Annotated in this window: 14 protein-coding genes; 6 read left to right on the forward strand and 8 right to left on the reverse strand. The window is 63.3% G+C overall.

The genetic code is table 11. The annotated features are described in order from the left end of the window. Together SB822_RS32780 and SB822_RS32785 are read right to left on the reverse strand one after the other, a co-directional pair. Positions 1–249, reverse strand: a 249-nt coding sequence (locus tag SB822_RS32780; RefSeq protein WP_410856499.1) for a hypothetical protein, incomplete at its 3' end; no start/stop codon positions are given. 4 nt (positions 250–253) lie between these two features. Continuing rightward, complete coding sequence (locus SB822_RS32785; RefSeq protein ID WP_079488086.1) at positions 254–1159, reverse strand: LysR family transcriptional regulator; 906 nt, start codon at positions 1157–1159, stop codon at positions 254–256. Between the two features lie 102 nt (positions 1160–1261). Here SB822_RS32785 and SB822_RS32790 point away from each other — a divergent pair, with 102 nt between their 5' ends. Both SB822_RS32790 and SB822_RS32795 read left to right on the forward strand, forming a co-directional pair. Next, positions 1262–2683, forward strand: coding sequence for an aldehyde dehydrogenase family protein (locus tag SB822_RS32790; RefSeq protein WP_410856500.1), 1422 nt, complete (start codon positions 1262–1264; stop codon positions 2681–2683). A gap of 274 nt (positions 2684–2957) precedes the next feature. Then, positions 2958–3359, forward strand: coding sequence for a hypothetical protein (locus SB822_RS32795; protein WP_039900347.1), 402 nt, complete (start codon positions 2958–2960; stop codon positions 3357–3359). A 32-nt stretch (positions 3360–3391) separates the two neighbouring features. Here SB822_RS32795 and SB822_RS32800 read toward each other — a convergent pair whose 3' ends face one another. From SB822_RS32800 to SB822_RS32815, 4 genes are all read right to left on the reverse strand, one after another. Then, on the reverse strand, positions 3392–3922 hold the full coding sequence (locus SB822_RS32800; protein ID WP_410856501.1) for a hypothetical protein: 531 nt from the start codon (positions 3920–3922) through the stop codon (positions 3392–3394). A 109-nt stretch (positions 3923–4031) separates the two neighbouring features. Beyond that, complete coding sequence (locus tag SB822_RS32805; RefSeq protein WP_007745193.1) at positions 4032–4379, reverse strand: gamma-glutamylcyclotransferase family protein; 348 nt, start codon at positions 4377–4379, stop codon at positions 4032–4034. A gap of 329 nt (positions 4380–4708) precedes the next feature. After that, entirely contained in the window at positions 4709–5326 is a 618-nt protein-coding gene (locus SB822_RS32810) for a lysozyme inhibitor LprI family protein (protein WP_236674210.1), read from the reverse strand. Further along, positions 5317–5463, reverse strand: coding sequence for a hypothetical protein (locus tag SB822_RS32815; RefSeq protein WP_410856502.1), 147 nt, complete (start codon positions 5461–5463; stop codon positions 5317–5319). The genes SB822_RS32810 and SB822_RS32815 overlap by 10 nt, the downstream gene beginning before the upstream one ends. A 238-nt stretch (positions 5464–5701) precedes the next feature. Between SB822_RS32815 and SB822_RS32820 the strand changes: the two genes are divergently transcribed. The 3 genes from SB822_RS32820 (at position 5702) to SB822_RS32830 (ending at position 9467) form a co-directional block, all read left to right on the forward strand. Continuing rightward, complete coding sequence (locus SB822_RS32820) at positions 5702–6211, forward strand: GNAT family N-acetyltransferase (RefSeq protein ID WP_410856503.1); 510 nt, start codon at positions 5702–5704, stop codon at positions 6209–6211. Positions 6212–6265: 54 nt separating this feature from the next. Further along, positions 6266–6901, forward strand: a complete 636-nt coding sequence (gene yfcF, locus SB822_RS32825) for a glutathione transferase (RefSeq protein ID WP_410856504.1) — start codon at positions 6266–6268, stop codon at positions 6899–6901. Positions 6902–7124: 223 nt separating this feature from the next. Next, positions 7125–9467, forward strand: a complete 2343-nt coding sequence (locus SB822_RS32830; protein WP_024163252.1) for an EAL domain-containing protein — start codon at positions 7125–7127, stop codon at positions 9465–9467. 8 nt (positions 9468–9475) lie between these two features. Here the strand turns inward: SB822_RS32830 and mnmH are convergent, their stop codons facing one another. Continuing rightward, positions 9476–10549: a tRNA 2-selenouridine(34) synthase MnmH gene (gene mnmH / locus SB822_RS32835; protein ID WP_410856505.1), complete on the reverse strand. Its 1074-nt coding sequence runs from the start codon at positions 10547–10549 to the stop codon at positions 9476–9478. A 172-nt stretch (positions 10550–10721) separates the two neighbouring features. Between mnmH and SB822_RS32840 the strand changes: the two genes are divergently transcribed. After that, positions 10722–11324, forward strand: coding sequence for an HPP family protein (locus tag SB822_RS32840; protein WP_410856506.1), 603 nt, complete (start codon positions 10722–10724; stop codon positions 11322–11324). Between the two features lie 19 nt (positions 11325–11343). Here SB822_RS32840 and cobA read toward each other — a convergent pair whose 3' ends face one another. After that, positions 11344–12105, reverse strand: a complete 762-nt coding sequence (gene cobA / locus SB822_RS32845) for a uroporphyrinogen-III C-methyltransferase (protein ID WP_007586101.1) — start codon at positions 12103–12105, stop codon at positions 11344–11346. Positions 12106–12700: the final 595 nt, after the last annotated feature.

A 12700-nucleotide genomic window follows, 5' to 3' on the forward strand; every position in this document is an offset into this window, starting at 1 on the left:
TCTTTTGCCTACTTTTCTTTGCGGCGGCAAAGAAAAGTAGGTGCCGCCCCGCACAGGGGCAACGCGTGAACACCAAACACCGTAACGCGGATGCCAGTGAAAAGGCAAAGGCACAGGGGCGACGTGTGAAGCACGAAGGCATAACGCGGATGCCAGCGAAAGAGCCAACAAACCGAAACGCCCGCGCCGCGAAGGCGCAAACGCGAATGCCAGCGCAAAGGCCAAAACACCAAACAGCGTCGCAGACAAACCCCTAACCCTCGCGCTGCAAATCCGCGGATTCCCGAATCATGGCGATAAGCGCCCGCAAGCCAGCGGGCACATGCCTCCGCCCAGGATAATAAAGACACAACCCATCCAGCGGCGGCGTCCAATCCTCAAGCACACGAACCAGCGTCCCCGCCTGGAGATCCTCAGCCACCGTCCACTCGGACAAGTAAGTAAGCCCAACACCAGCCCGCGCAGCGCTAAGCATCAGCCCGGATTCATCGAGGGTCAGCGCACCCTTGCCATCGATCCGCACCGTCTCCCCATGCCGCTCGAACTCCCACTGATAGATCGTGCCACTCGGCATACGAGTACGAATGCAACGATGCTGACTCAACTCATCAGGCGTACGCGGCGGCCGATGCCGCGCAAAATACGCCGGACTGCCGACCACAGCAAACCGCTGCTTATCCCCGAACGGCACAGCAATCATGTCCTGCGGCACTGTCTCCGCAAGCCGGATACCCGCATCGAACCCTTCAACCACAATATCGATCAGCCGCCCCTCCGTCACGATATCGAGCTTCATCTCCGGATAGCGCGCGAGGAACGCAATGAAAACAGGCATCGCCTGATGTGCCGCTCCCACGGCCGTGTTGATGCGCAGCGTGCCGCTCGGCGTGTCGCGAAAGCTGCCCGCCTGCTCCAGCGCCACGCGAATCGTCGACAGCGCGGGCGCCACGCTGTCGACAAACTGCGCACCCGCTTCCGACAACGACACGCTGCGCGTCGTGCGATTGAAGAGCCGCACGCCGATGCGCGCTTCGAGCGCCGCCACGGAATGACTCAACGCCGAGGTCGAGACGCCCATTTCGTTGGCGGCGGCACGGAAGCTCCGGTGACGCGCAACAGCCAGCACCGCTTCGAGTTCGCTCAGGCCGGTGGTCTTCATTATCCTGTTTTGCTCAATAGGTCATGTCCGATTGTACGGCTAGTCGGGTCAATCAGGCGCCGCTATCTTTATGGCACTGAAGGCAAGTCACGGGATACGCAGATGCACACAATTGAAACGATCTATATCGACGGCGCGTTCGTCACGCCGCACGGCGACGAATGGTTCGACCTTTTCAACCCCGCGACCGAGCGCGTGATCGGCCGCGTGCGTCTCGCCGACGCAAAGGATGCGCGCGATGCAATCGCGGCGGCGAAGCGCGCGTTTCCGGCGTTTTCGCGCACCAGCAAGCGCGCGCGCATCGACATGCTCAAGCGCATGCATGCCGCCGTCGTCGCGAAAGAGGACGAGCTTTACGAAGCGATCGTCGAGGAATACGGCGCGCCCGTGTCGCGCGGCCGCTGGATGGCGCAGCACGCGAGCAACGTGCTGATCGAAGCGGCGAAGGTGCTGGAGAAGTACGAGTTCACGCGCCGCGCCGGCACCGCAGAAGTCGTGATGCAGCCGCTCGGCGTCGCGGGACTGATCACGCCGTGGAACAGCAATGCGGGCTTCATCTGCGGCAAGCTTGCGGCCGCGCTGGCGGCGGGCTGCACGACCGTCATCAAGCCGAGCGAAATGAGCGCGCTGCAGACGCAGATCGTCACGCAGGCGCTCCACGAAGCGGACTTGCCGTCGGGCGTGTTCAACATCGTGACGGGACGCGGCGATTCCGTCGGCGCGCAGATCAGCTCACATCCGGATGTCGCGAAGATTTCGTTTACGGGATCGACGGCCGTCGGCAAGACGATCCTGCGCACGGGCGCCGATACGCTCAAGCGCGTGACGCTGGAACTGGGCGGCAAGTCGCCCACCATCGTGCTCGATGACGCGGACTTCGAGCGGGTCGTGCCGCTCGCGATCAATGCGGGCTTCATGAACAGCGGGCAGGCGTGCATCGCGGGTACGCGTATTCTGGTGCCACGCCAGCGTCTCGCGGAGTTCGAGGCACGCGTGCGCGACGAAGTGGCGTTGACGCAATCGGGTGATCCGCGCGATCCGCGCACGACCGTCGGCCCGATGGTCAGCCAGAAGCAGTGGGAGCGCGTGCAGCGGTATATCGCCATCGGCATCGACGAGGGCGCGCGGCTGATCGCGGGCGGCGAAGGGCGTCCCGATGGTCTCGATGCCGGCTGGTTCGTCCGGCCGACCGTCTTCAGCGACGTGACCAACGACATGGCGATCGCGCGTGAGGAAATCTTCGGGCCGGTGCTGTCGATCATCGCGTACAACGACACCGAAGAAGCAATCAAGATCGCCAACGATACCAACTACGGCTTGCAGGCGTACGTGTTCGGGCAGGACAAGACGCGCACACACGAAGTGGCGTCGCGCATCGAGGCGGGACGCGTGCTCGTCAACACGCTGGCGCATGAGCCGGCTGCGCCGTTCGGCGGATTCAAGCAGTCGGGCATTGGACGCGAGTACGGCACATACGGCATCGAAGCGTTTCTCGAGCCGAAGGCGTTGCTCGGCGTGCTGTGAGCGCGTCGTGACGCATTGAGCGCGGCGGTGAAGGACAGGGTGTCTTTCACCGCCTTTCTTTTTCTGGCTCGTGTTAGCGAAGGACGGTCGCCATGCGCTGAGCCCGGACGGAGCACGCCGCCCGTTGGCGCGCACAATCGAGCCAGCACGCATGTGATACGTGAAAGCCCGCGTAAGCGAGCCCTTTGTGTCGAGCCTCCCATCGCGTGGGGCGCGTTGTTATCGTTTCGGCATCTTCATTACTGCAACGGCAGCCGCCGTTCTGCCGATCGCCATGATCTCGCTCAAACGCATCTCTCTTCTCGCCGCGCTCGTCGCGCTGACGTCCGCCGCCCACGCGCAAGTGCCGCCTTCGTCCGATTTCCCGCCGTCGCACGACGGCTCCGCGCATGACGGTCCGCCGCCGCATGGTCCGGGCTTCGCGGCCATCAACGATCTCGAGCATCTGCAGCGTCTCTACGACATGAGCGGACGCGATGCCGACATGAACGCGGTCTATCACGACGTGCTGTCGAAGACGCACGATCCGGCGCTGCGTCACTACGTGTATGTCGCGCTGGCGCGCAACCAGTTGAAGCCCGCCAACGTCGATCAGGCGATCGACACGATCCGGAAGAGCCTCGACGAAGATATCGACACGCTCGACAAGCAAGCTGCGCTGCGGCCGAAGCGCTGACGCCTGTCCGTGCTCGCTGCACGCTGCCCGCATCACGCGAGCAGCGAGATCAATCCTCCGATCGTCAGCCCCGCCGCGAGCCACTTGCCTGCGGTGTAGAAGCTGTTGCGCTCGTCCTGCGGCTGGTCCGGCCGCTCCAGTCCCAATGCGCCATAGGCGAATGCCTTCACCGGCGAGACGTTGGCAGGGCTTGCTTCTGTGCTGCCCGTAGCATCGTCCGTTGCGGTCGGATCGTCGATGCCGCTGTCGGTAGCGGCGGAGTCCGGCGTGTCGGTGTCCGTTTCTGTATCCGTGCCTGCGTCAGTCGATGCCGTCGCCGTCTGCACATTCGCCTGATCCGTAGTCTGTGCACGCGAAGCCGCCGCCGCGCCTTCGGGCGAAATGTTGACCGTGACGCCCGGCTGCGCGGGTTTCGTCGCAGCGTCCTGCTTCCCTTCGTTTTGCGCAGCGCCAATCACGTTGTTCGCCGCGGACTGCGCGGCTTGCGCCGATGCTTCGCCGGACACGGAAGCGAGATTCGTCGACGGCGTCGTCGCCGTCCCATATCCGACACTGCTTACCATTGCACGCCTCCTTCAGTCGCGAATTCCAGTTGCACTGATGGCGCTAACGTCCAGTTGCGCGTGCAACTTGAGACCTCGTAAGGCCCGGTAAGCAAACCGGGCACGCGCGTCATGCCGCGATATACACCCACGCATCGATACCGGACTTCAGCGTGACGAGCACGCGCTTGTAGTCCGACACCTCGTATTCGTCGGCGGCGAGCAGCTCCTGCTGGGTGATTTCGAAGACCGTGCCCGCCACTTCGTCGGCGGGATTGGCGCTCGGGCGCACCACGGGATGGTGAGTCTTGCCGCTGATTTCCACGACCTTCGGATCGCCAATGGCAAGCAGCGTCTGCGCATAGCCGGGCAACGCATCGGGCCGGCCCGCGAGTTCGCGGCCGAAGCTGGAGATCTGCACGTTGCGATCCTGCAGCGTGCCGTACGAGAAGAGATAAACGATGTCAGGCGTGTTCAAGTGGCGCTCCTCGATTCGATTCGATTCGAAAAGGGAAAGTCTACCGTCGCGGCTTGACACGCGCCTGCGACCGTCGCCGCGACCCTTCGGAAAATTCAAGAAGCGAAAAATCGTCGTCGACTATCATGCGCCCGACGGATACGCCGTATCGGTTGGCTATCGGTCGGAGGGTGTGTTCAGCGAAAAGCTGGACGTGGGCATGTGCTTTTCTACTACGCGCTGTCGGGCCCAACGCTGTAGATGCAACAAAAAAGCTCGAACGTTATGGCGTTCGAGCTTTTTTGTTTTAACGCTTCGTTTCGTTGTTGTCGCTGTTTTCGACGCGCTGCCTATTGCGACGCGCTGCCGTCGGCGGAAGGCGCTGCAATCATCGCGACGCCGCAGAACCAGCCATCGGACGCAGGCTCACGCGCTTGCCATTGCGCGCGTTTGCCCAGCACGTTATCGCATTGGACTGGCGGCACGAGGTCTTGCGTCGTGGCCGTGCATTGCTGGACGTCGCGGCTGAATGCCTGCGAATCGAATGCCTTGGGTTTGTCCGCGGGCTTGCTCACGGCGGCCAGATCCGTGTCGACAGGCCGCGGCGCGCGCGGTTCGTCCGGCGATGGCGTGTGCAACTGCTCGCGGATCTCTTCGATACGCGTCGAGTACCAGTCGGTCAGGCACGCGACATCCCTGCAATTTTCTTCGCGCCATGCCCATTTGCTGTCGCTCTCTTTTCTGTACGCGCGACGGTCGGCGGCTTGTCGCTGTGCGAGCTTGAACAGCTTGCCGAGTTCGTCGTCGGCTCTGGACAGACCCTCGTCGTGACAGATCAGCGTCTCCGCCGGCGAATGCGCCTTCGCGCAATTGAAGCTGGTGGCATGCGCGCTGGTCATCGCAAGCAGGCCGAGCGCGGCTACGGTGAATCGGTTGAGCTTCATCGGAATGTAGATGGCTAGTGACACACGACAACGCATGTGACGGCGCTGATGCCTGCCGCCGCGCCGACCAGGCCGCCGAGCACGAAGGTCTGAAGCGACGTCGCGCATCCTTGCAGACACAGGATGGCCGCGAGCAGGATGGAAGCAGTGGTAAAGCGCATTGGCCCCTCGATGCAGATAGTCTCGATCCGCAAGCATAGGTGCCGTGCGCGCACGCATTTAGGCGAGCAACGGGCGATAAAGCCGATTGCTTACGAGAAGTTGCGCACGCGTCAGGATGTGGAAGACATGGCGCGGTGAGCGAGCGCGAAGCGTGCACAAACGTTCAAGACCGCGTGCCGCCGTGCGCGATACGCTGGATTCCATACGGTAGATCCGGGTATCCAGGGCGAGGGCGACATGACGACTTCCACCACTGCAACCACGTTAACCAGGCCTCAGGTGCTTCCTCAGATTCGCGAAGCGGTTTATCCGGGCGATACCGCGCCGCTCGTCGAGATCGTTCGTGAATACGTGAGATGGCTCGATATGGACCTGTCGTATCGCGGCTTCGAAGAAGAGATGCGGTCGTTCGAGCAAACGTATACGTTGCCTTCAGGCATGTTCCTGATTGCGGAAACCACGGCCGAGATAGCGGGCTGCGTGGGGCTGCTGCGCCATTCGGATGAGGTCGCCGAAGTGAAGCGGCTTTACGTGCGGTCGGCATACCGTGGGCTTGCGCTTGGGGAGACGCTCATGCATTCGTTGATCGACAAGGCAAAGTCGCTGGGCTACGCAAAGCTCGTGTTAGATTCCGTACCTCAAACGGCTTTCGCGCAAGTGCTCTACGAGCGTTTGGGTTTTACCGAAACGTCTCCGTACTATGCGAATCCCGTTCCCGGTACGCGCTTTCTCGAACTCGTGCTCTGAGGCGCAAGAGGGCGCGCGCCACGAACGTTCATTACGCACGCTTGCAAGGAGCCTATGTCGTCGGCCAACTCACTGCTTCTTTATGTGGACGCGCAATTCGCGAGTCCGTATGCGATGTCGGTTTTCGTCGCGCTTCACGAAAAGCATCTGACATTCGACATGCGCACCGTCGATCTGGGCCGTCATGCGAACAACGAGCCGGATTACGCCGCGACTTCCGTCACGCAGCGTGTGCCGACGCTGGTTCACGATGGGTTTGCGGTGTCCGAGTCGTCGGCGATCACCGAGTACATCGACGACGCTTTCGAAGGCACGTCGCTTTATCCGGCGGATAGAAAACAGCGCGCGCGGGCGCGCCAGATTCAGGCGTGGCTGCGCAGCGACCTGATGCCGATTCGCAGCGAGCGCCCGACAGAAGTCGTGTTCTACGGCGCGCAAGGCGGGGCGCTCTCCACCATCGCGCGCAAGGCGGCCGACAAGCTCTTCCTGGCTTGCGATGCATGGCTCGCGCCAGGCGCACAGTATCTGTTCGATGAATGGTGCATTGCCGATGTCGACCTCGCGTTGATGCTCAACCGCCTCGTGCTGAACGGCGACGACGTGCCGAAACATCTCGCCGATTACGCGCGGCATCAATGGCAAAGGCCGTCCGTGCAACGCTGGGTCCAGTTGCAGCGGCCGCCACTTTAACGCACGGGTTGCGATTTCTTTCCCACATAAAGGGAATAAGCGGTTGCGTTCGCAACATAAATTGCATTGAATGCAAGCTGCCCGCACCGCAAACGTCAAATGTGAAACAAAACGGGCCGGCTGGCATTGACTGCCTGACTGTGCGAATTGATGTGAAGTATTAACCTCAGGCGTTTGCTGCCGTTATACATCGGCAGAGTGACCGAACTGGCCTGAGTGAATAATGCTTTTCTCCTCGACGGAACAGACGTCCGACGCCGGATTTAGAAGCCGGTTTCACCGACGTTCGCTGGAACATCAGCGACCCCTTTCGACCGTGACGATGGCGTTTACCGTCGTCGCGTACATCGTCTTCGCTTTCGCGCGCAGCCTCGACGCGGGACCGGCTGTGCCGCTCGTATGGCGGCTCGCGTGCGCGATCGTGCTCGCGCTGCTGGTCGCCGCGATTCCGCGGACCAGGAGCACCCGGGTATTCGGCGGCATCGGCGTCGCGTACACGCTTGTCCTGCTGGCGGGGCTCGCGTTGAATGTGGTCGGGCTCGAAGAGCCGCTGTTATGGGCGCTGCCGGCGATCGTGGTGATCTCCGTCTGCGCGGCGCCGCTGTGGCTCACGCCCGCGCACTTCTGCATCGGCACCGCGCTGTTCTACGCGGCGGGCACGCCGCTGCTGCTGAGCCTGCCGGACCCGCACGGCGACGTCAGCGTCGTGTGCTGGATGTGGATCCTGATCGCGGTGCCGACCTCGGCCGTGTTTCACCTCGGCTTCTACTGGTTCCGGCGCAATCACTTTTTGCTGGAAGACCGGCTCGCGCGCCTCGCCGCCACCGATCCGCTGACAGGCTTGCAAAACCGCCGCGCGTTTCTGGAGCAGGCGGCGCTGCGTCTGTCGAAGCTGGATAGCGGCGCGAAGGTCAGCGCGATCTTTCTCGACATCGACTACTTCAAGTCGCTCAATGACCAGTTTGGCCATGCTGTCGGCGATCAGGCGCTGTCGGACGTGGCGCGCGTGCTGAAGGAGCTGACGGCGGCGGCCGATATCGTGAGCCGCATCGGCGGCGAAGAGTTCGCGCTGTTGCACGACGCAGCGTTGCGCCCCGCGGCACAGCTGGCCGAAACGCTGCGCGCGGCGATCGGGCGCATCGCGCGTCCCGATGGGCTGTTGAGCGCGAGCTTCGGTGTCGCGGAATACCGGCCGGGCGAAAGCGTGATGGCGCTGCTCGACCGCGCGGACGAGGCGCTGCTGCGCGCAAAGTATTCGGGGCGCAACCGTGTGTGCGCGGAACGCGCGACCCTCGTCGACCCGGTGCGCCTGACATGGACGCACGACCGCGCGGGCGACGACACGGCGCAGCCGATCCGCCAGCAATGGGACGACTTCTGGCTGACCTCGCATTTCCAGCCGCTCTACAGCCTGTCGCATCAGAAGCAGGTCGGCTTCGAGGCGCTGTTGCGCGGCGAGCGCGAGGATGGCGCGCAGGTGCCACCCGTCGAGCTGTTTTCCCCCAAGCCATTCACCGATCAGGGCGAGCTGGACCGCACCAGCCACGCGCTGCATCTGAGCAATGCACGCCGCCTGATACCGGACGACGCGTGGGTCTTCCTCAACATTCTGCCCGCTACCTTTGTCGCCGACGGCTATCCCGACCAGCTCGCGGAGATCGCGCGCTCAGCGGGCATTCCGTCCGAGCGCGTGGTGCTCGAACTGCTGGAGTCGCACGGCGGCAGCGTGGACGATATGTCGCGCGCGGCGGGCCAATATCGCGATCACGGCTTCCTGATCGCCGTCGACGATTTCGGCGCGGGCCATTCGAACCTCGACCGGCTGCTACGCATCCGGCCCGATCTCGTGAAGCTCGATGGCGAACTGATCCGCGCGAAGAGCCCCGGCGCAGATCAGCCGATCCTGCCGAAGCTCGTGTCGCTGCTGCATCAGGCGGGCATGCTCGTCGTCGTCGAAGGCGTCGAGACCACGGAGCAACTGATTCTCGCCGTCGAATCGAATGTCGATTTCGCGCAGGGTTATCTGCTCGGCCGTCCGGCGCCGTCCGTGACGCCGCCCGATGCCGTGCACCGGCGCATCGATCACGCGTTCGACGTGATCGCCGAAGGGCGCGCGCATCAGCATGCGTTGTTCGAATCGGAAGTACGGCCGTACCGGCAGGCGCTCGACACGGGTGTCGATGCGTGGCTCAAAGGCGTGCCGCTCAACGACGCGTTCTACGATCTCGCGCAAATGGAGCTGTGCATCAGCTGCTTCGTACTCGACGATACGGGCCGGCAAATCGGCCATGAAGTGCCGGGCAAGGCGTCCGTCATCGATGGCGGTTCGCTGCATCCCGTCGCGAATCCGCGCGATGCGCGCTGGGACCACCGGCCGTATTTCCGCAATGCCGTGCTGCGGCCGGGCGTGCCCATCACGAGCAGCCCGTATCTGTCGCTGGCGAGCGGCAGGCCGTGTATCGCGGTGACGGTCGCGTTGCAGTCGGCCGTGGGACGCTGCGTGGTCGGGGCGGAGCTGGATTGGTCGCTGCAGCGTCTGCCTTGGCCGACGGCCGAGCATTGGTGATGCAAGAGTTATCGGAAGGCCGGTTCGTCGCTCGATGAATGCAGTTGCGCGAGCAGCGCGCACGCCTGTTCGTGGAGGTCGGATGCCGTGGGGCGAAGCGCGAAACGGGTCGATTCGGGCAGCCGCGCAAACTGCTTACCCGTGCTGCGCGCATACGCTGGGTCGTAATGCAGATCGATCAACTGCTCGAATAGCTCGACACGGCGGTCTTCGTCGATCATGTTGTGCCATTCGCCGATTCGCGCACGCCCATGCAATTCGACGAGCCGCGCGAGTTGCGACTTGAAGAGGGCACGGTCGTCGAACAGGTGCGCATAGTCCTGCAGCAACAGGCGGATGCGCTCGTCGCGCTCCGTGACCACGGCGACGCACGAGCCGCGACGGATCTGTTCCGTCAACGAAGCGGGCAACGCAATCGACCCGATGCGCCGGCTTTCCGCTTCGACGAACACGGGCTGTTTCGCTTCGAACCTGCGCAAGGTGCCGACGAGCGCGGTATCGAACGCTTTCTGCGAGGGTTGCGGCTCGTTGGGCAGCATGCCGAGAATCGATCCGCGATGCGCGGCGAGCGCTTCGAGATCGAGGGTCTGCGCATCGGCCCCTGCAAGCGCGTTCAGCAGACGCGTCTTGCCGCTGCCCGTGTGGCCCGCAAGCACGATATAGCGGAACTGTCGCGGCAGCGTGTCGAGCAGTGCGACGACGTTGCGGCGGTAGGTCTTGTAGCCGCCGTCCAGTTGCCGCGCGCGCCAGCCAATCAGATTGAACCATGTCGCCATCGACGCGGAACGCTTGCCGCCGCGCCAGCAGTAAATCAGCGGACGCCAGTTGCGCGGGCGGTCCGCGAAGGTCGTCTCCAGATGCGTGGCGATGTTGCGCGACACCATCGCGGCACCTTGCCGCGTCGCCTCGAACGACGACACCTGCGCGTACATCGTGCCGATGATCACGCGCTCCTCGTTGGACAACACGGGCGCGTTGATCGCGCCGGGAATGTGATCCTCGGCGAATTCGAGCGGCGTGCGGACGTCGACGATTTCATCGAAGTCCGCGATCTGGTCGAGCGGGACGAGAAGCGAGTTCAAGGGCTGAAGCCAAAGGCCGCCGCGGCGCGGCGTATCGACGGATTATCGCATGTCAGGCTGTTTTTCCCGTCCGCACCCGTCCGCACCCGCAAGCGGCGCTCGCGTGCAAATATCTCACGTTATGATGTAAAGTAACGGAAAGCGATGTAAGCTGAAGGTGTGGAGGCGCAACATGTCGATTTCGTCGGTATTGCAATGGTGTTTCGGAACCCAGCGGCATCATATGGGACTCGACCACGGCAACGGTGAATCGGGCGACGAGCGGCGTTCGCCGGAGCGGCAGGAGGAACAGCGAGTGCTGCTCGACGAACTGCGTCGGCAGGCGTACCTGCGCGATCTGTTGCGGCTCACGTGCGCGGATGTGATGCGCAAACCGCCCGTCACGGTGTCTGTCAGTGAAACCATCGGCGGCGCGCTGGCAACGCTGGACGCGCACCACATCAAGCTGCTGCCCGTGGTCGATGCCGAAGGGCGCCTCAAAGGCGTCGTCACGCATGTCGATCTGCAACCGCTGGACGAAGTGCTGCCTTTTCTCAAGCTCGCTACCGACACCGTCGCGCCCGAGAGCGAAAGGCGCGAATGGCCCGTCACGACGGTGATGGCGAGCCACGCGCAGTACGTCGACGCGGCGGCGCCGCTCACGGAAGTCATCCCGCTCTTCACGAAGAACGGCCATCATCATCTGCCTGTAGCGAATGAGGATGGGCGCGTCGTCGGCATGCTGACTCAGGCCGATATCATGAAGATCATGTACGGCCATCCGGGCGGCTTATAAGCGCGCCGTCTATTCGACGTCACGCGCTCAGCCGGCGCAGCGGTTCGCCACGCGCAGCCAGTTCCACGATCGCTTCGCCGACCGCGCCACCAATCAGGATCACGGCCGGGCTGGCAATCTGTTGCGCCGCCGCGCGCGCCGCGATGTCGCCGAGCGGCGCGCAAACCCGCTTCTCGCGCGACGTGCCTGCCCACTGCACGACGGCAGCGGGCGTATCGGGTGCTAGCGTCTCGCCCAATGCTTCGCTGATGCTGTCGATACGGCTCGCGCCCATGTAGATCGCGAGCGTCATGCCCGTCGCCGCGAGCTTCGCCCAGTCGGGCTCGGTGCCGTCGCGCAGGTGCGCGGTCACGAAGATCACGCCCTGGCAATGATCGCGATGCGTGAGCGACACGCCAAGCGAGGCCGCCGCCGCGAAGCCCGACGAGATGCCGTTGACGATCTCGACGTCGATCCCCGCGTGCCGCAGGTCCGCGATCTCTTCGCCGGCGCGGCCGAACAGCAGCGCGTCGCCACCCTTGATGCGCACGACGTGCTTGCCTTGCAGCGCGTAGCGGCGCATCAGGCGCTGGATGAACGCTTGCGGCGTGGACTTGCAGCCGCCGCGTTTGCCGACCTTGACGACGCGGGCATGCGGCGCTTTCAGCGTCGCGATCTCTTCGTTCACGAGGTCGTCGATCAACAGCACGTCGGCGGCTGCGATCGCCTTGGCCGCCTTGAAGGTCAGCAGATCGAGGTCGCCGGGTCCTGCGCTGACGAGTGTGACTTTGCCCGTGTTCATTCTGTTCTCCATCGCGTGATCGTCGATCTCTGGCCGCCAATGCAAAACGGCGTCCCGTCCGTGCATGCACGAAGGGGACGCCGCTGTCCTGTGTGATCCTGCTGTTAAGCAATCGATGCCGGCGCCTTTGCCGGCGAAGCAATTATTGCAAGAACGAGGCCAGTGTTCGGATTTCCAGCTTCCATACGGATATGAGGCATAGGAGGCTGCGCTGGCGAGAGCGGGCGCGCACCCGCGCAGTGCTGCGACGCACCACGAACGTGCTGTGAGGCATCACGATGAATCGCTTCTCGTCGCTCCGCTGAACGTGGCAAACATCCTCTGACGCTTGCCACGCATTGCGTCCGCCCATGTTCGCGCGCATGGCACACAGCTTGCATTATCAAACTGCCGCGGCGTCGACGACGACCCGCGTCGCATCAAACTTTTCAGGCTTCGAATTGGACAACGGCGTCCCTTCTATCCGGTTTTCGCACCGGACGGTTGGGACGCCGTTTGCGTTTACTCGCACGCGTTTGTCGCGTTGCATTGCCTAAGGCATCTGGAGACGAAATGAAGCAGCGCATCTTGACGTTGATCGAATTCTTCGCGGGAG

The organism is Paraburkholderia sp. SIMBA_054 (assembly GCF_046534875.1).
In the GTDB taxonomy this organism is placed as follows: Bacteria; Pseudomonadota; Gammaproteobacteria; order Burkholderiales; family Burkholderiaceae; genus Paraburkholderia; species Paraburkholderia hospita.